This is a genomic window from Bradyrhizobium sp. USDA 4503 (assembly GCF_054055815.1).
In genome coordinates, this window is sequence record NZ_JBSRXS010000001.1 from 1,230,714 (window position 1) to 1,252,394 (window position 21,681).

General features: G+C 64.1%; 18 protein-coding genes and 1 tRNA gene. 12 read left to right on the top strand and 7 right to left on the bottom strand.

Annotation, left to right across the window (positions count from 1 at the left end; all coding sequences use genetic code 11):
* The first annotated feature begins 85 nt into the window (after positions 1–85).
* Positions 86–162: transfer RNA gene (locus ACVMIH_RS05905), tRNA-Pro, on the top strand.
* A gap of 808 nt (positions 163–970) precedes the next feature.
* Entirely contained in the window at positions 971–1,747 is a 777-nt protein-coding gene (locus tag ACVMIH_RS05910) for a cyclase family protein (RefSeq protein ID WP_057018557.1), read from the top strand.
* Between the two features lie 339 nt (positions 1,748–2,086).
* Here the strand turns inward: ACVMIH_RS05910 and ACVMIH_RS05915 are convergent, their stop codons facing one another.
* Positions 2,087–2,368, bottom strand: coding sequence for a hypothetical protein (locus tag ACVMIH_RS05915; RefSeq protein WP_076828733.1), 282 nt, complete (start codon positions 2,366–2,368; stop codon positions 2,087–2,089).
* A 366-nt stretch (positions 2,369–2,734) separates the two neighbouring features.
* Here ACVMIH_RS05915 and ACVMIH_RS05920 point away from each other — a divergent pair, with 366 nt between their 5' ends.
* Positions 2,735–4,552 (top strand): carbamoyltransferase family protein, encoded by a 1,818-nt coding sequence (locus ACVMIH_RS05920; protein ID WP_057018555.1) that lies wholly within the window; start codon positions 2,735–2,737, stop codon positions 4,550–4,552.
* 187 nt (positions 4,553–4,739) lie between these two features.
* Here ACVMIH_RS05920 and ACVMIH_RS05925 read toward each other — a convergent pair whose 3' ends face one another.
* Positions 4,740–5,903 (bottom strand): OpgC domain-containing protein, encoded by a 1,164-nt coding sequence (locus ACVMIH_RS05925; RefSeq protein WP_050384313.1) that lies wholly within the window; start codon positions 5,901–5,903, stop codon positions 4,740–4,742.
* A gap of 243 nt (positions 5,904–6,146) precedes the next feature.
* Between ACVMIH_RS05925 and ACVMIH_RS05930 the strand changes: the two genes are divergently transcribed.
* Complete coding sequence (locus ACVMIH_RS05930) at positions 6,147–6,452, top strand: ETC complex I subunit (RefSeq protein ID WP_016846428.1); 306 nt, start codon at positions 6,147–6,149, stop codon at positions 6,450–6,452.
* A 33-nt stretch (positions 6,453–6,485) separates the two neighbouring features.
* Here the strand turns inward: ACVMIH_RS05930 and ACVMIH_RS05935 are convergent, their stop codons facing one another.
* Positions 6,486–6,980, bottom strand: coding sequence for an Lrp/AsnC family transcriptional regulator (locus tag ACVMIH_RS05935; RefSeq protein ID WP_057018554.1), 495 nt, complete (start codon positions 6,978–6,980; stop codon positions 6,486–6,488).
* 2 nt (positions 6,981–6,982) lie between these two features.
* Positions 6,983–7,636 carry a TetR/AcrR family transcriptional regulator gene (locus tag ACVMIH_RS05940; protein ID WP_456860973.1) on the bottom strand — a complete coding sequence of 218 codons (654 nt, stop codon included), beginning with the start codon at positions 7,634–7,636 and terminating at the stop codon, positions 6,983–6,985.
* 191 nt (positions 7,637–7,827) lie between these two features.
* Between ACVMIH_RS05940 and ACVMIH_RS05945 the strand changes: the two genes are divergently transcribed.
* The 4 genes from ACVMIH_RS05945 (at position 7,828) to ACVMIH_RS05960 (ending at position 13,682) form a co-directional block, all read left to right on the top strand.
* Positions 7,828–9,000: an isovaleryl-CoA dehydrogenase gene (locus ACVMIH_RS05945; protein ID WP_253590319.1), complete on the top strand. Its 1,173-nt coding sequence runs from the start codon at positions 7,828–7,830 to the stop codon at positions 8,998–9,000.
* Between the two features lie 142 nt (positions 9,001–9,142).
* Positions 9,143–10,747, top strand: coding sequence for a carboxyl transferase domain-containing protein (locus tag ACVMIH_RS05950; protein ID WP_456860975.1), 1,605 nt, complete (start codon positions 9,143–9,145; stop codon positions 10,745–10,747).
* A 14-nt stretch (positions 10,748–10,761) separates the two neighbouring features.
* Positions 10,762–12,771 carry an acetyl/propionyl/methylcrotonyl-CoA carboxylase subunit alpha gene (locus ACVMIH_RS05955; RefSeq protein WP_456860977.1) on the top strand — a complete coding sequence of 670 codons (2,010 nt, stop codon included), beginning with the start codon at positions 10,762–10,764 and terminating at the stop codon, positions 12,769–12,771.
* Complete coding sequence (locus ACVMIH_RS05960; protein WP_057018550.1) at positions 12,768–13,682, top strand: hydroxymethylglutaryl-CoA lyase; 915 nt, start codon at positions 12,768–12,770, stop codon at positions 13,680–13,682. Before ACVMIH_RS05955 ends, ACVMIH_RS05960 begins: the two co-directional genes overlap by 4 nt.
* Positions 13,683–13,934: 252 nt before the next feature.
* On the opposite strand, the gene ACVMIH_RS05965 is transcribed toward ACVMIH_RS05960, so the two are convergent.
* Positions 13,935–14,117, bottom strand: coding sequence for a hypothetical protein (locus tag ACVMIH_RS05965; protein ID WP_016846867.1), 183 nt, complete (start codon positions 14,115–14,117; stop codon positions 13,935–13,937).
* 478 nt (positions 14,118–14,595) lie between these two features.
* On the opposite strand from ACVMIH_RS05965, the gene ACVMIH_RS05970 reads away from it, so the two are divergent.
* The 3 genes from ACVMIH_RS05970 to ACVMIH_RS05980 all read left to right on the top strand — a co-directional run bounded on the left by ACVMIH_RS05970 (position 14,596) and on the right by ACVMIH_RS05980 (position 19,019).
* A complete protein-coding gene (locus ACVMIH_RS05970) occupies positions 14,596–16,212 on the top strand; it encodes a diguanylate cyclase (RefSeq protein ID WP_456860978.1) in 1,617 nt (538 codons plus the stop codon).
* Between the two features lie 259 nt (positions 16,213–16,471).
* Entirely contained in the window at positions 16,472–18,196 is a 1,725-nt protein-coding gene (gene ilvD, locus ACVMIH_RS05975) for a dihydroxy-acid dehydratase (protein ID WP_018271516.1), read from the top strand.
* Positions 18,183–19,019 (top strand): tetratricopeptide repeat protein, encoded by an 837-nt coding sequence (locus ACVMIH_RS05980; protein WP_026192730.1) that lies wholly within the window; start codon positions 18,183–18,185, stop codon positions 19,017–19,019. Before ilvD ends, ACVMIH_RS05980 begins: the two co-directional genes overlap by 14 nt.
* Positions 19,020–19,040: 21 nt before the next feature.
* Here ACVMIH_RS05980 and xth read toward each other — a convergent pair whose 3' ends face one another.
* Positions 19,041–19,838, bottom strand: a complete 798-nt coding sequence (gene xth / locus ACVMIH_RS05985) for an exodeoxyribonuclease III (protein ID WP_076828641.1) — start codon at positions 19,836–19,838, stop codon at positions 19,041–19,043.
* Positions 19,839–19,883: 45 nt separating this feature from the next.
* A complete protein-coding gene (locus ACVMIH_RS05990) occupies positions 19,884–20,309 on the bottom strand; it encodes a GNAT family N-acetyltransferase (RefSeq protein ID WP_456856174.1) in 426 nt (141 codons plus the stop codon).
* Positions 20,310–20,545: 236 nt separating this feature from the next.
* On the opposite strand from ACVMIH_RS05990, the gene ACVMIH_RS05995 reads away from it, so the two are divergent.
* On the top strand, positions 20,546–21,679 hold the full coding sequence (locus ACVMIH_RS05995) for an efflux RND transporter periplasmic adaptor subunit (protein ID WP_456856172.1): 1,134 nt from the start codon (positions 20,546–20,548) through the stop codon (positions 21,677–21,679).
* Positions 21,680–21,681 lie beyond the last annotated feature (2 nt).

Genomic DNA, 21,681 nt, shown 5'->3' on the forward strand with positions numbered 1-21,681 from the left:
GTGCCGGATTCGCCGCACGAAGTCCCGCACCGGTGCCTTGCTGGCAATGGCTGAAGCGTGTATCCACGGGGCTTCTCGGAAATGTCGGGGTATAGCGCAGCCTGGTAGCGCGGCAGTTTTGGGTACTGCAGGTCGTTGGTTCGAATCCAGCTGCCCCGACCATCCCAATCAAAGACTTAACAGAGACGCTCCGTCGGTAGATGAGGCGGACGCGATGTTCATGATCGGCGCGTGCTCGGCATTCGCGCATGACCTGGTCCACAAATCGCGGTCAGTTGGCACCCTGAAATAGCAAGCGCGGGACCGAAGCGCCCGCGCTCCACTGCTCGCAACTTCAGCCGCCCGGGCGCTGACCAGATCAACGAGCCGGCGGGTTGTAGCGATCTAGGATCACGGTTCTTGAGCCACTCTCCGGCGGTCGCGAGATGGGGTCGTCGAATTTGTGATAGCGGTCGAACTGCTGCTGCTCATCGCGCAGATGTGGCGCTTCGGCGGACGAGTAGGCTCTATTTGCACCGTTCCAGTGATCAAATCCCGACACGACGCAACCCCGTCTTGGTTCAGATGCAGGTTGGTTAGCATCGTTGCGGGGGTATCTCTGTATCGGCGTGGCAACACCACCAGCAATCCGCACGACATCAGCACACGTATTGTTTCCGTGGCTCTCTGTGCGTGAACAGCGTTCCGGCACGGGTAACCAAGCTTCGGCCGGATTGTCTCGCCTGAGGCAACAACGCCGCCTGGACGGAATATGCTCGTCCAGACGGCGCCGTCGAAATACTGGGCCCTGAAATCCCCAGTGCCAATGGGTCGTGCCGGCGGGGGATAGGTTCAACGTTGCGCCGCCTTGCCGCAGTCCAAGCCACGACATCGTGAGCTGCGCGATCTCGAGCGGATGTGGCTTGCCGATAACGCGCGCGCGCTGGCAGGGTAGTTCGGCCCGACAAGACCAATCCGCGAGAAAAGCACCATGGCGCGCAGACTGATCGATATCTCCGTTCCCCTGCAGAACGACGTTCCGGCCGATCCGCCCGGCAACCATCCGACCATCCAGTATATCGATCACCAGCAGGGGCTGCCGCGCATGCTGCAGTTCTTCGATGGACTGAAGGCGGAGGACCTGCCCGACGGACAGGGCTGGGCCGTCGAGCAGGTCTCGCTCTCCACCCACAACGGCACGCATCTCGATGCGCCCTGGCATTTCCATCCGACCATGAACCGCGGCGAGCGATCCTGGACCATCGACGAGGTGCCGCTGGAGTGGTGCTTCCAGCCGGGCGTGAAGCTCGACTTCCGCCATCTGGCTGACGGTTATGTCGCGACCGCCAAGGATGTCGAAGCCGAGCTGAAGCGCATCGGCCACACGCTGTCGCCGCTCGAGATCGTCGTCGTCAACACCAGCGCGGGCGCGAAGTATGGCCAGCCCGACTACGTCAATTCGGGCTGCGGCATGGGCTACGAGGCGACGATGTATCTGCTCGAGCGCGGCGTGCGGCTGACCGGCATCGACGGCTGGAGCTGGGACGCGCCGTTCGTCTTCACCGCGAAGAGATACGCCGAGACCAGGGACGCCAGCCTGATCTGGGAAGGCCACAAGGCCGGGCGGCACATCGGTTACTGCCACATCGAGAAGCTGCACAATCTCGAGCAGCTGCCGTCGACCGGGTTCATGGTGTCGTGCTTCCCGGTGAAGATCGAGCGCGCGTCGGCGGGCTGGACGAGGGCGGTCGCCATCCTCGACGGCTAGGCGCGCCGGGGTTGTGATCGGCCAGCTTCGGGAACCGGTGGACAGGCTGTGCATTACGGCGGGTTGTTGCGGCACGGCTACAGCCTGAGGCAGCCGAATCTGCTTTAATGCACGCAGTAGATGCATTGGGTGATCGGGCCGCCGGCTCGTCCTCGCGTCCCGATTTCGGAAGCGTTCTCTCCCGTGACTAGAGCCCCGGCGTCTCCGGGGCTCTTTCTTGCGTGCCGCAGCTGAGCCAAGCCCGGCAGGTGAACCAACCCCAAAAAGCAAATCAGGTGCGTCGGGACCGACGCACCTGATTTCATGTCTTTAATATCGCTTGTGTCGACCGGGCGGTTATTACCACCGGCAAACGCGAACGCCACGCGGGGTCCACCAGCAACGGGGCCCACCACCGTAGTAGCCATAGCCGCGTCCGTATCCATAGCCGCGACCATAACCCCATCCGCGGCCGCGACCCCAGCCGCCGCCGCGATAGCCCCAGCCGCCGCGTCCGCGCCATTGCGCTTGTGCAGACGACGTAGTGGCGCCGACCAGGATGGCGGAGGTGCTTGCGACATAGACGAACAACAAAGCGACTGCTGCCAGGCAACGAGTCAGGATATTGTAGCGTTTAGTCATTCTGAAGATCTCCAGTCCACTTCCAAACATCTGAACTGATGCTGGCTGTCTCGCTTAGACGCGCGACACCGGCATTCGGTTCGTGCATGCTAAGACAATATTTTCACTAAGGTTCTTGCGAGCTTTAACGACTCTATTGAGACCAACAGGTAAGGTCAAGTTACAGTCCCGCCTGCAGAGGATGCTGTCGTTGCTGCGCTCATCTTGTCGTTCATCCGCCGTTCATTCTGTTCATCTTGCGTTGCGCCGATTTGATTTGTGCATCGCAGAAGCAGAGGTTTGAGAACCTCGGAAAATGCCGGCGAGAACTTGAAGTCGACACTATCCTGTTCTCTGAGCGTTGCTGTATCCTTCCAAAGAGTGCCCATGCCGAAACAACACACTTACGTCCTTGGTCTCAACGTCTACGACCATGACGTCAGCGCCTGCCTGCTGCGTGACGGCGCGATCGCCTACGCGATCTCCAAGGAGCGCATCACCCGCGAGAAGCACGCCTCCGGCTTCTACAAGGAAGTCGTCGACTACTGCCTGTCGGCCGAGGGCATCACCCTCGACGACGTCGATCTCGTGGTGCGCAACAGCTACATTCTGCCGGTGCCCGAGATGGAGGAGCGGATGCTCCACCAGGATATGCCGGGCTTCCTGCCGATCGCCGAACGCAACGAAGCAATCAAGCACCCGCTGTTTCGTTCCAAATCCGACAAGGTGGTGTCGATCTCGCATCACCTCGCGCATGCCTACAGCGCGTTCGCGGTGTCGCCCTTCAACGACGGCGTCGTGATGATCGTCGACGGCGTCGGCAATTATCAGGCCGACGCGATGGAGTCCTATCCGCAGGATGGGGCGTCGCCGCTGGCCCGCGAGTCCGAGAGTTACTACAGGTTCGACGACACCAGGCTCGAATGCCTGAAGAAAGTCTTCATGGAGCCGGCGCGCGGGCTCTTGTCGGACGAGTTCTACAACATGCCGGGACTGGGGGCGCTGTACAGCCGGGTCTCGACCTATGTGTTCGGCGACTGGAACAAGTGCGGCGAGTTGATGGGGCTGGCGCCCTATGGCCGCCATGAGCAGGTCGGCCATCTGCTCGAGATGAAGGACGGCAAGCTGCACGTGCCGTTCTGGGGCGCCGAGAACCAGCAGCCCTTCGTGCTCGACAGCGGCAGCTGGGACAAAAGCCCGACGATGCGGCACTGGGAGGACATCGCCTGGCGGGTGCAGGACGACACCGAGAACGTGCTGCTGGCGCGGGCGCGCTGGCTGCGCGAGACCACGGGTGCGAAAAATCTCTGCATCGCCGGCGGCGTCGCGCTGAACTGCGTGGCCAACGGCCGCATCGCGCGCGAGTCGGGTTTCGAAAACATCTGGATCCAGCCCGCCGCCGGCGACGACGGGATCGCCATCGGTTGCGCCTATTACGGCTGGCTCGAGGTGCTCAAGCAGCGCCGCTCGTTCGTGATGGACCACGCCTATGTCGGGCGGCGCTACAGCGAGGCCGAGGTGGCCGCCGCGCTGCAAAGCTTCCTGGTGCGCATCCAGATCGACGCGAAGCGCAGCGACAATATCTGCCGCGACACCGCAAAGCTGCTCGCCGGCCAGCGCGTGATCGGCTGGTTTCAGGACCGTTCCGAGTTCGGTCCGCGCGCGCTCGGCAACCGCAGCCTGATCGCCGATCCGCGCAAGGCCGAGATGAAGGACATCCTCAACAGCCGGGTCAAGCACCGCCAGGCATTCCGGCCGTTCGCGCCGATCGTGCTGGCCGAGCGCATGAAGGAGATCTTCGAAGGCGAGGAGGACTCGCCCTACATGCTGATCGCAAAGCCGGTGCGGCCGGAATGGCGCGACAAGATCCCGGCGATCGTGCATGTCGACGGTTCGGCGCGGGTGCAGAGCGTGCGGGAAGAGACCAACCCGATGCTCTATCGCCTGCTGAAGGAGTTCGAGGCGCTGACCGGCGTGCCGGTCCTGATCAACACCTCGTTCAACGTCAAGGGCGAGCCGATCATCGAGACGCCGCAGGACGCGGTAAGCTGCTTCCTCACCACCGGGATCGACAACCTCGTGATGCATGACACGCTGGTGTCGAAGACCGCCATGCACAAGGTCGTCACGCCCGTGATGACGACGTTCGGCGACGTCGCCACCATCGTCTCCTCGACGACGCAGGACACCAGTCGCGGCGGCTAGAGAGCGTTTTCGAGCGAAGTGGGCACCGGTTCGCGTGAAGAAAACGCGTCAAAGCAAGAATCTAGAGCTTCGGTTCTGATTCAATCAGAACCGAAAATGCTCTAGAGCATGGCCCGGAAAAGTGCGAAGCGGTTTTCCCCGCGACAAACGCGAAGCGTTTGCGCGGCCTTGCTCAAAAATAAGGGACTTACGCCGCCTTCGCCGGCGCCGTGGGTTTTGCCGCCGGCGGCTTGACCGGCTTGTCCTGCCGCTTCGACCACGAGATGTAATAGGCCACGATCGTCATGATCGCGATGCCGGAGATGCTGACGAAGATCTGCGCGAACAGCGAGCCCGAGCTCATCGAGAGCTCGAAATGTCCGACAAAGGACAGGAACACGCCGACGCAGAACACCGCCAGCGACTGCTGGCCGCAGACGATCAGGGGATCGAACACCTTCCACTCCAGCGCCGCCCAGTCCTTCGGGATGAAGCGGATCACCAGCACCGTGATCACCACGAAGTGCAGGAAGCGATACGGCGCGAGGTTGGTCTTGTCGTTCGGGTTGAAGGCCGAATAGAGCCAGTCCGGGAACATGGCGCCGAAGTCCGGGAAGCGCCCGGCCATCGTCATGATCAGCGCGAAGATCATATAGGCGATGCAAAACCACAGCGTGTAGCGCGAGTTGATGATGCGCATGTTGTTGCGGGCGCCGCCCATCGCGCACCATGAGCCGAACACGAACAGCACCTGCCAGGCGAACGGATTGAAGTACCAGCTGCCGGCCGGGTAGGCCGGCAGGTTCCAGCCCTGGTGGCGCGACACCAGCCACAGCACGAGCGAGGCCGCCATGGTCCAGTTCGGCCGCCGCAGCATGAACCACAGCACCGGGGGGAACAGGCCCATCAGCACGATATAGAGCGGCAGCACGTCGAGATTGACCGGCTTGAATTTCAGGAACAGGCCCTGGCGCAGCGTCTCGGTGGCGTTGTCGACGAGGCCGGCGACGTTGAACTCGTTGATGATCTCGGAATCGCCGAAGCGCAGCGCCAGATAGCTGATCGAGGCGATGTAGATCACGAACAGGATGATGTGGGCGACATAGAGCTGCCAGACCCGCTTGGTCAGCCGGGTGGCGCCGACGATGAAGCCGCGCTCCAGCATCATGCGGGCATAGACGAAGGAGGCGGTGTAGCCGGAGATGAAGACGAACAGGTCCGCGGCGTCGCTGAAGCCGTAATTCCGCGTCGTGATCCAGTTCACGACGTTGTCGGGGATGTGATCGAGGTAAATCGCCCAGTTCGCGACCCCGCGGAACAGGTCGAGCCGGAGGTCACGTCCTTTTTCGGGCAGGGTAGCGTGGATTTCCATGGCGCGCCGTTTCCTCGAGGTGATGCTTGTCGAGAAGATCGCGCCGCGGGACCGGGGGACTGCTAAGGGAAGCCTCCCGAGGCCAGATTGTCACAGCGCGGTAGAATGACTATACCGGTCCGGCGAAGGCTGCCTCCGAGATCGAGGAATCACCGATCAGATCGTTGATAGGTGTCTCTATACTATCCCGGCGGTTTCCTTCAAATCGCTTCCATGTCGCACATCCCACGGGGCCGACCATCCATGACCGCACGCATTTTTAAGCCCGCCAAAAACGCGATGCAATCGGGACGTGCCAAGACCAAAGAGTGGCAACTGGACTACGAGCCGGAGCAGCCGCGCTCCGTGGAGCCTTTGATGGGCTGGACCTCGTCCACCGACATGAAGCAGCAGCTGACGCTGCAGTTCGAGACCAAGGAAGAGGCGGTCGCCTATTGCGAGCGCAAGGGCATCGCCTACCAGGTGATCGAGCCGAAGGATTCGGCGCACCGCCAGATCGCCTATGCCGACAATTTCGCGTTCCGCCGCTGGGAGCCTTGGACCCACTAAGGTTGGACCCACTAAGTCCAGACTAGCGCCCGATCAGCTCGCCGCGGGCGCGGCGAGGGCGCCCGGGATCGGCAGCGGCGCGTCCTTGGAGACGCCGAGCACCGGAAAGCTTCTGATCTTACGCACATTGGGCAGGCCGGCGAATTGCAGCAGCTGCTGGCGCATCTCGTCGACGCTGGGCGCGACGCATCGGAGCATGAAGTCGGCATCGCCCGAGATCCGCCAGCATTGCAGGAAGCGCGGCACGGCCGCCACATCAGCCTCGAACGCCTCGATCGCGCTCAGGGTCTGGCTGTCGAGCTGGATCAGCACGAAGGTCGTCACCTCATAGCCGAGCAGCCGCTCGTCCAGCGTGGCGCGGATCGCCTGGATCACGCCGCGGCTGCGCAGGGCGCGAACCCGGCGCAGGCAAGGCGGGGCAGTGATGCCGACCCGCTCGGCGAGCTCGTTGATCCTGATCCGGCCGTCCCGCTGCAACTCGGACAGGATCCGCAGATCGATGTCATCGAGCTGTGGGCGCTCGGTCACGGTCACGAGCCCGCCGCGGCGGCGCGCCGGCTGTCGCTGCCGTGGCTCGCCTGGCCGATCGCAGCCCGCGGCGCCACGCCCGACAGCACCAGCTTCTCATGCGCCGCGATGATGGCGTCGCGGGTCAGCCGGCCGCCGGGGCGGTACCAGGTGCACAGCCCGGTGAGCAGCGCCAGGATCGCGAAGGTCGCGACCTGGATGTCGACCACCTCGAACGCGCCGTCCGCCACCCCGTCGGTGAGGATCTGCGCCAGCCGCTGCTCATAGGCGCCGCGCAGCGCCACCACCGCGTCGTAGTTCTTCGCATCGAGGCTGCGCAGCTCGGAATTGGCGATGAAGACCTCGCGCTTGCGGGTCATGTGGTAGGTGACGTGGAACGCGACAAAGGCGCGCAGCTTCTCGACCGGATCGGCCTTGCCCTCCAGCGCAAGGTCAAGCTCGCGCAGCAAGTCGTTGATATGGTCCTGGACCAGATCGAACAGCAGGTCCTGCTTGGTTGAGATATGGTTGTAGAGTGAGCCCGCCTGGATGCCGACCTCGGCGGCGAGCTGGCGCAGGCTCATGGCCTCGTAGCCGTGCTCGAAGATCAGGCGCACGCCGGCCTTGCGGATCGCCTCCAGCGTGGTGGGGCCGTGTGAGCCGATCGTGCGTGCCATCGGGGCCTCGGAGGGTGTTGGCTTGCCAGGGAGACCAGGAAACAAGCGAACGACCGTATGTATATCGCATGAAATCCCAGTGAATTCAATGAACTGCGGATTTCGCGCGCAAACCATAGCACGATTGCTTGCGAAGCCAAGAAAAAAACGTATGATCGTTTAATTGCAAGATGAATCTCACGGGAGGGATCATGGCCTCGAACCAGGCGGCAATCTTCAATTTCGACCTTGGCGAGACCGCAGATGCGATCCGCGAGACGGTGCATGATTTCTCGACCAACGAGATCGCGCCGCGCGCCGCCGAGATCGACCGCAGCAACCAGTTTCCGCGCGACCTCTGGCCCAGGATCGGCGCGCTCGGCCTGCACGGCATCACCGTCGAGGAGGAGTATGGCGGCTCGGGCCTCGGCTATCTCGAGCACTGCATCGCGGTCGAGGAGATCTCGCGGGCGTCGGCCTCGGTCGGCCTGTCCTACGGCGCGCATTCCAACCTCTGCGTCAACCAGATCCGCCGCAACGGCAACGAGGCGCAGAAGCGCAAATACCTGCCGAAGCTGATCTCGGGCGAGCATGTCGGCTCGCTCGCGATGTCGGAGCCGCAGGCGGGCTCGGACGTGGTCTCGATGAAGACGCGCGCCGACAAGAAGGGCGACCGCTTCGTCCTCAATGGCAACAAGATGTGGATCACCAACGGCCCGGCCGCCGATACGCTGGTGGTCTACGCCAAGACCGATCCGAACGCCGGCCCGCGCGGCATCACCGCGTTCATCATCGAAAAGGGCATGAAGGGATTTTCCACCGCGCAGAAGCTTGACAAGCTCGGCATGCGCGGCTCCGACACCTGCGAACTGGTGTTCGAGGATTGCGAGGTGCCGGAGGAGAACGTGCTCTCCGAGGTCGGCCGCGGCGTCAACGTGCTGATGAGTGGTCTCGACTATGAGCGCGCGGTGCTGGCGGCCGGGCCGATCGGCATCATGCAGGCCTGCATGGACGTCGTGCTGCCCTACGTGCACGAGCGTAAGCAGTTCGGCGAGCCGATCGGCTCGTTCCAGCTGGTGCAGGGCAAGGTCGCCGACATGTACACCACGATGAACGCCTCGCGCGCCTATGTTTACGCGGTGGCGAAGGCCTGCGATCGCGGCGAGACCACGCGCGAGGACGCCGCCGGCGCCATCCTCTATGCCGCGGAGAAGGCCACCCAATGCGCGCTGGATGCGATCCAGCTGCTCGGCGGCAACGGCTACATCAACGATTATCCCACCGGCCGCTTGCTGCGCGACGCAAAGCTCTACGAGATCGGCGCCGGCACCAGCGAGATCCGCCGCATGCTGATCGGCCGCGAACTGTTCGCCAAGACAGCCTGATGTCTTCTCCCTCGCCCCGCGCTTGCGGGGAGAGGGGCGGGGTGAGGGGCTGTCACCGCACCAGTGGTGGCAGTTGTGCTCACCCCGGCACGATGATTGACCTTGAACCCCACCGATACTCCAACGAAACGTGCAAACACCGATGCCGCTTCATTCGACGATCGATCCCACATCTTCTGAATTTGCCCGCAACGCCGAGGTGATGCGCGGCCTGGTCGCGGAGCTCCGCGGCAAGCTCAACCAGGTGGCCGGCGGCGGCGGCGAGACCTCGCGCAAGCGGCACACCTCGCGCGGCAAGATGCTGGCGCGCGATCGCGTCGATCTCCTGGTCGACCCCGGCACCGCATTTCTCGAGCTGTCGCCGCTCGCCGCCAACGGGCTCTATGGCGGTGACGTGCATTCGGCCAGCGTGATCACCGGCGTCGGGCGCATCTCGGGCCGCGAATGCATCATCGTCGCCAACGACGCCACCATCAAGGGCGGCACCTATTACCCGATGACGGTGAAGAAGCATCTGCGCGCCCAGGACATCGCGCGGCAGAACAATCTGCCCTGCGTCTACATGGTGGATTCCGGCGGCGCCTTCCTGCCGCTGCAGGACGAGATCTTTCCCGACGAACGGCATTTCGGCCGCATCTTCTACAACCAGGCCCAGATGTCGTCGCAGGGCATCCCGCAGATCGCGATCGTGATGGGCTCCTGCACCGCGGGCGGCGCCTATGTGCCGGCGATGTCCGACGAGAGCATCATCGTACGCAACCAGGGCACGATCTTCCTTGGTGGTCCGCCGCTGGTGAAGGCCGCGACCGGCGAGGTCGTCACCGCCGAAGAACTCGGCGGCGCCGATGTCCACTCCCGGCAGTCCGGCGTGACCGATCACTACGCCCAGAACGATGCCCACGCGATCGGGATCGCGCGCCGCATCGTCGGCACGCTGAAGCAGCCGGTGAAGGCACAGCTCAACATGCGCCCTGCGCAGGAGCCGCTGTTTCCGGCCGAGGAGATCTATGGCGTGGTCTCCGCCGACGGCAGAAAACCGTTCGACGTGCACGACATCATCGCGCGGATCGTCGACGGCTCCGAATTCGACGAGTTCAAGAAGCTCTACGGCACCACGCTGATCTGCGGCTTCGCCCATATCTTTGGCTATCCGGTCGGCATCATCGCCAACAACGGCATCCTGTTCAGCGAGAGCTCGCTGAAGGGCGCGCATTTCATCGAGCTGTGCTGCCAGCGCGGCATTCCGCTGGTGTTCCTGCAGAACATCACCGGCTTCATGGTCGGCAAGAAGTACGAGGCCGGCGGCATCGCGCGCGACGGCGCCAAGCTGGTGACGGCGGTCGCCACCGCCGGGGTGCCGAAATTCACCGTCGTGATCGGCGGCTCCTACGGCGCCGGCAATTACGGCATGTGCGGCCGCGCCTACAGCCCGCGCTTCCTCTGGCTGTGGCCGAACGGGCGCATCTCGGTGATGGGCGGCGAGCAGGCCTCGATGGTGCTGAGCCAGGTGCGGCGCGACGGCATCGAGGCCAAGGGCGAGAGCTGGTCGGCGGAAGAGGAAGACAAGTTCCGCGAGCCGATCCGCGCGCAATACGAGAAGCAGGGCAATCCCTATTACGCGACGGCGCGGCTGTGGGATGACGGCGTGATCGATCCGGCTGATACGCGCCTCGTGCTCGGGCTCGGCCTGTCGGCGGCAGCCAACGCCCCGATCGAGCCGACGAAGTTCGGCCTGTTCAGGATGTGACCCAGGAACTGACCATGGACCGCTCAAAACTCACCCGGCGTTTCCGCACCCTTCTGATCGCCAACCGCGGCGAGATCGCCTGCCGCGTCATCCGCTCGGCGCGCGCGATGGAGCTGCGCACCGTCGCTGTTTATTCCGAGGCCGACCGCGACGCGATGCACGTCGCGCTCGCCGACGAGGCCGTGCTGCTCGGGCCGGCCCGGGCCCGCGACAGCTATCTCAACATCGAGCGCGTCATCGCGGCCGCCAAGGAGACCGGCGCCGAGGCGGTGCATCCTGGCTACGGCTTCCTGTCTGAAAATGCCGAGTTCGCGCAGGCCTGTCTTGAAGCAGGTTTGGTGTTCGTCGGTCCGACCGCCGAGATGATGACGGCGATGGGCTCGAAGTCCGGCTCGAAGGCGCTGATGGAGAAGGCCGGCGTGCCGCTGGTGCCGGGCTATCACGGCGAGGCCCAGGACGAGGCGACGCTGGCGGAAGCCGCCAACCGGATCGGCTTCCCGGTGCTGGTGAAGGCGTCTGCCGGCGGCGGCGGGCGCGGCATGCGCGTGGTCAATTCGGCGGCTGAGCTCACGGCCGCGATCACCAGCGCCAAGCGCGAGGCCAAGGCGGCGTTTGGCGACGACCGCATACTGATCGAGAAATACGTGCAGAACCCGCGCCACATCGAGGTGCAGATCATCGGCGACAGCCACGGCAATCTGCTCTCGCTGTGGGAGCGCGAATGCACGCTGCAGCGCCGTCACCAGAAGGTGATCGAGGAGGCGCCGTCGCCGACGCTGAACGCCGCGCAACGCGAGACGGTTTGCGAGGCCGCCCGCAAGGCCGCCGGCGCGGTCAACTATATCGGCGCCGGCACCATCGAGTTCGTCTCCGACGGCAAGGACGTGTTCTTCATCGAGATGAACACCCGCCTGCAGGTCGAGCATCCCGTCACGGAGCTGATCACCGGCGTCGATCTCGTTGAATGGCAGCTCCGCGTCGCTTTCGGCGAGGCGCTGCCGCTGAAGCAGGACGAGATCAAGCTGAACGGGCATGCCATCGAGGCGCGCGTTTACGCGGAAAACCCGCAGAAGAACTTCATGCCCTCGGTCGGCCGCATCAAGACCTGGCGCACGCCACAGGAAGGCGACGGCCTGCGCATCGATGCCGGCTATCGCAGCGGCGATAACGTCTCGCCGTACTACGACGCGATGCTCGCCAAGGTGATCGCCTGGGCGCCGACGCGCGAGGGCGCGATCGACAAGCTCAATCGCGGACTGCAGGAGACCGATGTCCGCGGCATCGTCACCAATATCCCGTTCCTGTCGGCGCTGGTGACGCACAAGGATACGCGAGCCAATGCGATCGACACCGGCTTCATCGAGCGCGAGCTGAAGAACCTGACATCTAGCACGGGCACGGCCGGCGAGTTCGAGCTTTGCGCGGCGGTGGCCGCGATCGTCAACGACGAGCAGAAGGCGGCGCGACGCGAGGCCAACTCGCCCTGGCAGGCCTTCGGCTGGATGCCGGTCGGCCGCCGTCAGCGGGTGTTTTCGTTCCGGCAGGGCCATGAGCCTGCCCAGACCATCACGCTGCACTATGGCAACGGACCGTCGACGCTCTCCGTCGGCGGGCGCGAACTCGTCTTCGCCATCTCGTCAGCCGGCGATGACGGCTTCGACCTGACGCTCAACGGCCTCAAGTCGCGTATAGCCTCGGTCATCGAGGGCCACGAGCTTTACTTGCGCACCCGCAACGGCCGCTTCGACCTGCACTGGGTCGATCCGTTCGGCGGCGAGAGCGAGGAGCAGGTCGGCGAGGACAAGATCGTGGCGCCCTTGCCGGGCACGGTGGTGGCGCTGCTGGCCGAGGAGGGCGCGACACTGGAGAAGGGCGCCCCGATCCTCACCCTGGAAGTGATGAAGATGGAGCAGACCCTGCGCGCGCCCTATGCCGGGCTGCTGAAGAAGCTCAAATGCAAGGTCGGCGACATCGTCGGCGAGGGCGTCGAGCTTGCCGAAGTCGAACCTGCGGCCGCATCATGAGCGATCAGATCCAGCTCGTCGAGATGGGGCCGCGCGACGGCCTGCAGAACGAGAAGACGCCGGTCAGCGTCGAGGCGCGCATCGCCTTCGTCGAGGCGCTGGTGGCGGCCGGGCTCAATACCGTCGAGGTCGGCGCCTTCGTGTCGCCGAAGGCGATCCCGCAGATGGCGAGCTCCGACCAGGTGCTGCGCGGCGTCAGCCACATCAAGGGCGCCGAATTCCACGTGCTGGTGCCGAACGTGAAGGGCTATGACGCCGCGCGCGCGGCCGGCGCCGCGGTGGTCTCGGTGTTCGCGGCGGCCTCCGAAGGCTTCTCGCGCGCCAATATCAATTGCTCGGTCGCGGAATCGATCGAGCGTTTCAAGCCGGTGCTGGCGCGCGCCAAGGCCGACGGCGTCAAGGTGCGTGGCTATATCTCCTGCGTGCTCGGCTGTCCGTTCGACGGCGAGATCAAGCCGAAGGCGGTCGCCGACCTCGCGGTGACGCTGTGGGATCTCGGCTGCTACGAGATCTCGCTTGGCGACACCATCGGCGTCGGCACGCCGCTGAAGGCCAAACAGATGCTGCGTGCGGTCGGTTCTGAGTTGCCGGTCGGCAACCTCGGGATGCACTTCCACGACACCTACGGCCAGGCGCTGGCCAATCTCTATGCCGGCATGGAAGAGGGTGTTCGCGTCATCGATGCCGCCGCCGGGGGGCTCGGCGGTTGCCCCTACGCCCCCGGCGCCACCGGCAACGTTGCGACCGAGGACGTCGTCTACATGCTCGAGGGCATGGGCGTGAAGACCGGGATCGATATGGACAGACTGCTGGCCGCGACCAACGAGATGGCCGGCTTGCTCGGCCGTCCGCCGGTCAGCCGTGTTGCGTCCGCGCTCAACGCGAAGCGCACGCGGCTCGCCAAATCGTAAATTGTGGGATGCTTGGAGCGATTTGGGATCGTAGCCGCCTCAATCGTCGGCGGTCGCGTTCGGAGTTATGCGCTGCGAAGCGCAGATTCAAGGCTCATAGTCGCGCCTCTGGCTTGCGCAGTCTGGGCTCCCGATGCTGGACTCTCAACCCATATGCGTAGCGTGCGACAGCGCCTCGCGCTATCGCCGCCCTCCTTGAGGGCGTTTCCTCCCTAGACTTGGGCCGCTTGTTGTTTCGAGCGGCCCTTTTTCTTACGCCGCAGGAGCATTGATCGTCGCGATCACGGCCCTCATATCGGTCGCCAGCTCGCGATAGTGCCCGCCCAGCCGCTGGTATAGCTCGCGGTTGCTCCCATCCAGCGTCCTGCTAGCGATCAGCTCGCATTCGTCGGCGAGGATCTCAAATCGTTCCAGCTTTGCTTGGAGAGCAGACATGGCGGGCGTTTCCCTGACACTGTTACTGAGGGAGTTGCGACGCTACTACTCGGACTGCGTCTAACACAGCATAATTATAGGGTAGAACTAAATTCTTCCCGGCAGTGACTTTGACCGATTGATGGGAGCGACTTGTCCGCCGTAGCTCGAACAGCGAAGGCGGAAGCGCATGAGCGTTTCGAGGAATTCCGGAGGCAAATCGAAGCGCTCGGATATGAGGACGATGCGGCGGAGCCGTAATCGGATCGGTAGCGCGCAGCGAAGCCCATCAATTCAGTATCCGCGGCGCGAATGATGGGTATCGCTTCGCTCCACCCTACGAGCGAGTCCTTTCCACCGAATGGAACCCGTTTTGCGGCGCACACAGCCGGCGTCATCGGCTCGGCTTCCGATAAACCCTCCGGAAAGCGTTCATGGCTTGGTGACTCAAACGTGCTGAGGTGAGGGGGCTCGCAATTGCTCCAGGTGGATTCTCGCTATGTCCGGACAGGTGTCAGCTTCCCGCGGCCGAACGTTTCTGGCCGGAAAGATCGTCTTCAACTTCGGCCGGTCGGCCTTCGACTGCACGGTCCGCCAGCTCACGGAGACGGGCGCCACCGTGGAACTCGAAAGTGTCGTTGGCATTCCCGATCACATTCAACTGTTGCTCGTCGGCAGCAATCAGGTGAAGCCATGCAAACGGCTGTGGCAATCGGACCGCCAGCTCGGCCTGGCTTTTGAAGAGCAGCAGGCCAACGCTGCGGCGCCCACGCCTGCCGCTCCTGCGCCGGCCGCCATTCCGGAGCGGCGCAGCGGCGATATTCTGCGCGGGCACATGCTGGCGCTGCGCGCGGCGCTCGATCAGATACCCGTCGGCATCCTGCTGTTGGACGTGGAGCTGAAGGCCCAGTTCATCAACCGCGCGTTTCGGAACATGTGGCGGCTTCCGGACGAGGTGGCCGACCGCAACCCCAGCTTCACCGACCTGATGCATCACGGCTGCAAGACGATGGCCTACGAGCTGCCGGCCGCGCAACTCGAAGCCTATGTTGCCGAGCGCGTCCGCCTCGTGAACGTCGGGGACCCGAGCCCGATCGATCTCAGGCGCAGCAATGGCGACGTGGTTCGATGTCAGTGCACGCCGCTGCCCGACGGCGGCCGGATGGTGAGCTACACGCCCGTGACCGACATCGTGCGCGCGTCCGACAAGCTGAAGGTGCTGACCGGCGCGCTCGAGACTGTGGAGGACGGCGTCGTCCTGCTCGACCGCGATCTCAATGCGATCTTCCTCAATCGGCGAATGCGGGAATTCTGGGAAGTGAGCGAGGAGGAGGTCGCGCGGCATCCGGCATACATCACACTGCTCACGCGCAACCGCCGCGCCGCTCCGACGGGCGCGACCCCGGAGCAGATCAGGGCCTTTCCTGCGAAGCGGATTGCGGAGATCAAGGCAGGCGATCACAAGCGCGACGTGCAGACGCCGGACGGCCGCCATATCAGGATCCATTGCTCGACCATGGCAAACGGCGGTCGCATGCTGACCTTCGTCGACGTGACCGATCTCGTACGCAACGCACGGCAGCTGGAGGTGCTCGCGACCACCGATCCGCTCACCGGATTGTTCAACCGCAGGCACTTCCTGGCGACGCTGGATGCGGAGTGGAGCCGGTTCCAGCGCTACTATCGTTCGGTATCCGTGCTGATGGTCGATATCGATCACTTCAAGAGCATCAATGACCGCTTCGGACATGCAGTCGGTGACGAGGCCATCAAGGCTGTTGCCGGGATATGCATTCGGGGCAAGCGCAAGTCCGACGTCGTCGGCCGCGTTGGAGGTGAGGAGTTCGCCGTCCTGCTGCCGGAGACCACATTGTCGCGCGCCCGAACCGTTGCCGAACGCATCCGCAAGAGGGCGGAAGCGCTGACGGTGGGTGCGGATGATCGGCCGGTATCACTCACGGTGAGCATCGGCGTTGCCGAGGCGCTCACAAGCATGCCGGGGATCGATGCCCTAATGAAGGCTGCCGATGCGGCGCTCTACCAGGCCAAGGAGCACGGCAGGAATCGCACGGAGTGCTGGTCACCTCCGTCGCCACCGAAGCTGGCCGCCGGGTAAATTGCAGGTGGTCGGGTCCCCGTCAGGTCCCTATAAGGACTGATAATACATGGTTGCCCGGCGGCCACGATTGTTGCGATGTTGCAACGGTGCCTGAACATTTAACCTTAAAAGCACCCGGTCCGTAGTCGCGCCGCTTTTTAGCCACACCCCGACATGAAAGGATATTCACGTAGCTGAATAGCCAGCGCTCCGACGGCGGGACATTTTTTCGGGTTCCGGCGTTGATGGAGGAAAGAGCGCCGGGAACAGGGTCGCGATGGACGCCAAGACGAACATCAAGGGCAGGCTGCCCAGCCGTCACGTGACGGAAGGGCCCGAACGCGCTCCGCACCGGTCCTATCTCTACGCGATGGGGCTGACGACAGCCCAGATTCATCAACCCTTTGTCGGCGTTGCTTCATGTTGGAATGAAGCCGCTCCCTGCAACATCTCGCTGATGCGCCAGGCGCAGGCGGTGAAGAAGGGCGTGGCCTCGGCCGGCGGCACGCCGCGCGAGTTCTGCACCATCACCGTCACCGACGGCATCGCAATGGGCCATGACGGCATGCGCTCGTCGCTGCCGTCGCGCGAATGCATCGCCGATTCGGTCGAACTGACGGTCCGCGGCCACTCCTATGACGCGCTGGTCGGGCTCGCCGGCTGCGACAAGTCGCTGCCGGGCATGATGATGGCGATGGTCCGCCTCAACGTTCCGTCGATCTTCATCTATGGCGGCTCGATCCTGCCCGGCAACTTCCGCGGCCAGCCGGTCACCGTCCAGGACATGTTCGAGGCGGTTGGCAAGCACTCGGTCGGCGCCATGTCGGACGAGGACCTCGACGAGATCGAGCGGGTGGCGTGCCCGTCGGCCGGCGCCTGCGGCGCCCAGTTCACCGCCAACACCATGGCGACCGTCTCCGAGGCGATCGGCCTCGCGCTCCCGTATTCCGCCGGGGCTCCGGCGCCCTACGAGATCCGCGACTCCTTCTGCGCCGCCGCCGGCGAGAAGGTGATGGAGCTGATCGAGAAAAACATCCGGCCCCGCGACATCGTCACCCGCGAAGCCCTTGAAAATGCTGCGGCCGTGGTTGCAGCCTCAGGTGGTTCGACCAATGCTGCGCTGCACCTGCCGGCGATTGCCCATGAGTGCGGCATTAAATTCAATTTGTTCGACGTTGCCGAAATCTTCAAAAAGACTCCTTACGTCGCGGATTTGAAGCCGGGCGGCCGTTATGTTGCCAAAGACATGTTTGAAGTAGGTGGCATTCCGCTGCTGATGAAGACGCTGCTCGACAATGGCCACCTGCACGGGAATTGCCTAACCGTCACTGGCCGAACGATCGCCGAAAACCTCAAAAGCGTGAAATGGAATCCGCACCAGGATGTGGTGCGGCCCGCCGACAATCCGATCACCGTGACGGGTGGCGTTGTTGGGCTAAAGGGTAATCTCGCTCCGGAGGGTGCGATCGTGAAGGTCGCGGGAATGTCCAACCTGAGGTTTACCGGTCCGGCCCGGTGCTTCGACCGCGAGGAAGACGCCTTCGAGGCGGTGCAGAAGCGCACCTACAGGGAAGGCGAGGTGATCGTGATCCGCTATGAGGGGCCGAAGGGCGGTCCCGGCATGCGGGAGATGCTGGCGACCACGGCGGCACTGACCGGGCAGGGGATGGGCGGCAAGATTGCCCTGATCACCGATGGCCGGTTCTCCGGCGCCACCCGTGGCTTCTGCATCGGACATATTGGACCTGAAGCGGCCGTCGGCGGGCCGATCGGGTTGTTGCAAGACGGCGACATCATCGAGATCGATGCGGTCGCCGGCACCCTTAACGTAAATTTGAGCGACGCCGAACTCGCAAATCGTAAGACCAAATGGGCCCCTCGCGCGACGAACCATACATCTGGTGCGCTGTGGAAGTACGCCGAGCAAGTGGGGCCGGCGGTGGATGGCGCAGTCACCCATCCGGGTGGCGCGTACGAGAAACAGTGTTATGCGGACGTTTAGGCGTACGATATTGGCGTTTGCGTTAGGGGCCATCCCGGTGGCGGGCCCCGGATTCGGATTCGACGGCGCACCGGTCAACCCACAAGATACGGTTCTTCCTGTGGTTTCCCCGCAGCCGGGGACCGCGGGCGCGCTGAAACGGGCCGCCACTCCAGTGGCGCCTGCGGCGACCTCGCCGACCTCGTCGTTCAGCACGCTGCAGTATCAGGCCGAGGGTGGTCACCCCGTCGCGCAGTGGAAGCTCGGCAAGATGTACGCCGAGGGCGACGGCGTCATCCAGGACGACATGCGCGCCTTCGAATATTTCAGCCGGATCGCCAATGCGCATGCCGAGGATTCGCCGTCGGCACCGCAGGCCTCGATCGTGGCCAACGCCTTCGTCGCGCTCGGCCGCTACTATCTGAGCGGCATTCCCAATTCCAAGGTGAAGGCGGACACCGAGCGGGCGCGGGAGATGTTCTCCTATGCCGCGTCCTATTTCGGCAATGCCGACGCCCAGTATGATCTTGCCCGGCTCTACCTGAAGACGCCGGACGCCTCGCGGGACGACTTCCGCTACGGCGCGCGCTGGCTCGGCCTTGCCGCCCAGAAGGGCCAGCATCAGGCGCAGGCGCTGCTCGGCCAGATGCTGTTCAACGGCGACCGCCTGCCGCCGCAGCGGGCACGCGGCCTGATGTGGCTGACGCTGGCGCGCGACAGCGCGACGCCGGATGAGGCCTGGATCAAGGAAAGCTACAACCGGGCGATCGCCAAGGCCTCCGAGGACGATCGCGCGATGGCGCTGCAGATGCTCGAGCACTGGGTGCAGGGCCGCCGGGATTGAACTTCCGGCCGGCCGGCGGGGTCAGGCGATCTCGAAATCGAGATCGGCCCAGACCGGGACATGGTCGGACGGCTTCTCCCAAGCCCGCACATAGCTGTCGATGCCGACGTCGATCAGCCGGTCGCTCGCTTGTGCCGACATCAACAGGTGGTCGATGCGCAGGCCCCAGTTCTTTTGCCAGGCGCCGGCCTGGTAGTCCCAGAAAGTGTACTGGCCCGGCTCGTCATTGACCGCCCGCAGCGCGTCGGTCAGGCCGAGGCCGAGCAGCGACTGGAAGGCCTCGCGGGTCTGAGGCCGAAACAGGGCGTCATCGGCCCAGGCGGCGGGATTGTAGACGTCGCGCGCGGCCGGGATGACGTTGAAATCGCCGGCCAGGATCAACGGCTCCTCGGCCTTCAGCCGCTCCTTCGAATACTCAAGAAGCCGCGACATCCACTTGAGCTTGTACGGATATTTGTCGGTATTGGCGGGGTTGCCATTGGGCAGGTAAAGGCACGCGACCCGGATCACGCCCTGCTTCAGCGTGACGACGCCTTCGAGGAAGCGGGCATGGGCGTCCTCGTCGTCGCCGGCGAGGCCCGATTTGGTCTCGTCGAACGGCAGCTTCGACAGCAGCGCGACGCCGTTGAAGGTCTTCTGGCCGTGGGTGACGACATTGTACCCGAGCGCCTCGACCTCGAGGCGGGGAAACGCATCATCGACGCATTTGATCTCCTGCAGACAGACGATGTCGGGGGAGCACTCCTTCAGCCAGCTGACCAGAAGCTCGATCCGTTGCCGGACCGAGTTGACGTTCCACGTAGCGATGCGAACTGCCATCGGACTTCCTTCATTGTGGGGGAACGTGACCGAGCGCCGCCCCGCTTAGACCAGGCGCTTCCGCATCTCGATGTGCGGGATGCCGGCCTCCTCGAATTCCGCGCCGATCCGCTCGAAGCCGACGCGCGCGTAGAACGGCTCCGCGTGCGTCTGCGCGTTGAGGATCAGTTCCGGATAGCCGAGTTCGGCCGCCTTGGCCATCAGCGCGTCCAGCACGCGGGCGCCTACGCCTGTGCCGCGCGCCGCTTTGAGCACGGCCATGCGGCCGATATGACCGTCCGGCCGCAGCCGGCCCGTGGCCAAGGGCGCACCGTCGTCGGCGAACGCCAGCGCATGCCAGCTCGATGCGTCCATGTCGTCCCATTCCAGTTCTACCGGCACCCGCTGTTCCTCGACGAAGACGCTGTAGCGGATGGCACGGGAGCGTTCGCGGGCTTCTTCCCAGGGGCAGACAAGGACGGAGGTGGACATAAGGTCGCGATTCGAAAGCTCAATGAAGCAGAACGGATGCGGTCCGGTTACTCAAAACGTCCGGCGATGCGCATGCAAATCACCGGATTGAAGCCGCACTATTTCACTTAGGTGGCATACCATGGGCGGTCCGCCTGTGCTAACCCTCTCAGGAAACAAGGCGCAACAATTGCCGATGGGGGAGTGACGACGCGCACCGGCCTTCAAGGGAAGCCGGCGGCGCACGTGCAAAACTTATGAAAAAACGCAATTTGGTTCTGACTGTCGCTGTTCTCGGCATTGCGGCCGGGGCGGCTTACATGACCCGCACTTCATGGATGGGTGGCGGCGCCGCCACCGCGCAAGGGACGGCGCGGCCGCGCGTGGTGTCCGTGGATCTCGCTAAGGCGGAACGCAAATCGGTTCCGGTCGATGTCGATGCCATTGGACAGGTCACGCCGATCTCCAGCGTGGCGCTGAAGTCGCGGCTGGAGACCACCATCGTCTCGGTGCATTTCGAGGACGGCGCCAGGGTCAATGAAGGCGACCTGCTGTTCACCCTCGACGCGCGGCAGATCGACGCGCAGATCGAACAGGCCGAGGGCGTCCTGGCCCGCGACCAGGCCCAGCTCGAGGGCGCGCAGCGCGACCTCCGCCGCTACACCGAACTGGTCGGCAAGGGTGCGACCACCCAGGTCAACCTCGACAACGCCAAGACCCAGTCCGACGTCCTGATCGGCACCATCAAGGCCGACCGCTTCGCGCTGGAGAACCTCCGCGTCCAGAAGAGCTACACCGTCATCCGCGCACCATTCGCGGGACGGATCAGCGCCGCCAACGTCAAGGTCGGCAACTTCGTCCGCCCCGCCGACACCCAGCCGCTCGCGGTCATCAACCAGATGGCACCGGTCTACGTCACCTTCGCGATTCCGCAGCGGGCGCTGGTCGATCTGCGCGACGCCATGGGGAAGGGCGATTCAAAGGTGATCGCGACCATTCCCGGCCACCAGCGCTCCGAGCGCGGCAAGATCGCGATGGTGGAGAACGCCGTCGACGCGACCACCGGCATGGTGACCGTGCGCGGCATCATGAACAACGAGAGCGAGACGCTCTGGCCCGGCACCATCGTGCAGACCAAGCTGATCATCCGCAGCGAAGACGCGGTCGTGGTGCCGACGGTCGCGGTGCAGCGCAGCCAGAACGGCAATTTCGTCTTCGTCGTCAAGGACGGCGTTGCCAAGGTCCGGCCGGTCAAGGTCGATCGCACCTTCCAGGGCTCATCGGTGATCTCAGACGGATTGGCGGGCGATGAAAGCGTCGTCGTTGACGGCCAGCTGCTGCTCTCGGAGGGATCGCGGGTTGAACTGCGGGCGCGCAAGGCCGGAGCCTGACC

Excerpts from the sequence above, each read along its gene's own strand:
- ACVMIH_RS05910 (WP_057018557.1), top strand. The coding sequence starts at position 971 with ATGGCGCGCAGACTGATCGATATCTCCGTTCCCCTGCAGAACGACGTT.
- ACVMIH_RS05915 (WP_076828733.1), bottom strand. The coding sequence starts at position 2,368 with ATGACTAAACGCTACAATATCCTGACTCGTTGCCTGGCAGCAGTCGCT.
- ACVMIH_RS05920 (WP_057018555.1), top strand. The coding sequence starts at position 2,735 with ATGCCGAAACAACACACTTACGTCCTTGGTCTCAACGTCTACGACCAT.
- ACVMIH_RS05925 (WP_050384313.1), bottom strand. The coding sequence starts at position 5,903 with ATGGAAATCCACGCTACCCTGCCCGAAAAAGGACGTGACCTCCGGCTC.
- ACVMIH_RS05930 (WP_016846428.1), top strand. The coding sequence starts at position 6,147 with ATGACCGCACGCATTTTTAAGCCCGCCAAAAACGCGATGCAATCGGGA.
- ACVMIH_RS05940 (WP_456860973.1), bottom strand. The coding sequence starts at position 7,636 with ATGGCACGCACGATCGGCTCACACGGCCCCACCACGCTGGAGGCGATC.
- ACVMIH_RS05945 (WP_253590319.1), top strand. The coding sequence starts at position 7,828 with ATGGCCTCGAACCAGGCGGCAATCTTCAATTTCGACCTTGGCGAGACC.
- ACVMIH_RS05950 (WP_456860975.1), top strand. The coding sequence starts at position 9,143 with ATGCCGCTTCATTCGACGATCGATCCCACATCTTCTGAATTTGCCCGC.
- ACVMIH_RS05955 (WP_456860977.1), top strand. The coding sequence starts at position 10,762 with ATGGACCGCTCAAAACTCACCCGGCGTTTCCGCACCCTTCTGATCGCC.
- ACVMIH_RS05960 (WP_057018550.1), top strand. The coding sequence starts at position 12,768 with ATGAGCGATCAGATCCAGCTCGTCGAGATGGGGCCGCGCGACGGCCTG.
- ACVMIH_RS05965 (WP_016846867.1), bottom strand. The coding sequence starts at position 14,117 with ATGTCTGCTCTCCAAGCAAAGCTGGAACGATTTGAGATCCTCGCCGAC.
- ACVMIH_RS05970 (WP_456860978.1), top strand. The coding sequence starts at position 14,596 with ATGTCCGGACAGGTGTCAGCTTCCCGCGGCCGAACGTTTCTGGCCGGA.
- ilvD (WP_018271516.1), top strand. The coding sequence starts at position 16,472 with ATGGACGCCAAGACGAACATCAAGGGCAGGCTGCCCAGCCGTCACGTG.
- ACVMIH_RS05980 (WP_026192730.1), top strand. The coding sequence starts at position 18,183 with ATGCGGACGTTTAGGCGTACGATATTGGCGTTTGCGTTAGGGGCCATC.
- xth (WP_076828641.1), bottom strand. The coding sequence starts at position 19,838 with ATGGCAGTTCGCATCGCTACGTGGAACGTCAACTCGGTCCGGCAACGG.
- ACVMIH_RS05990 (WP_456856174.1), bottom strand. The coding sequence starts at position 20,309 with ATGTCCACCTCCGTCCTTGTCTGCCCCTGGGAAGAAGCCCGCGAACGC.
- ACVMIH_RS05995 (WP_456856172.1), top strand. The coding sequence starts at position 20,546 with ATGAAAAAACGCAATTTGGTTCTGACTGTCGCTGTTCTCGGCATTGCG.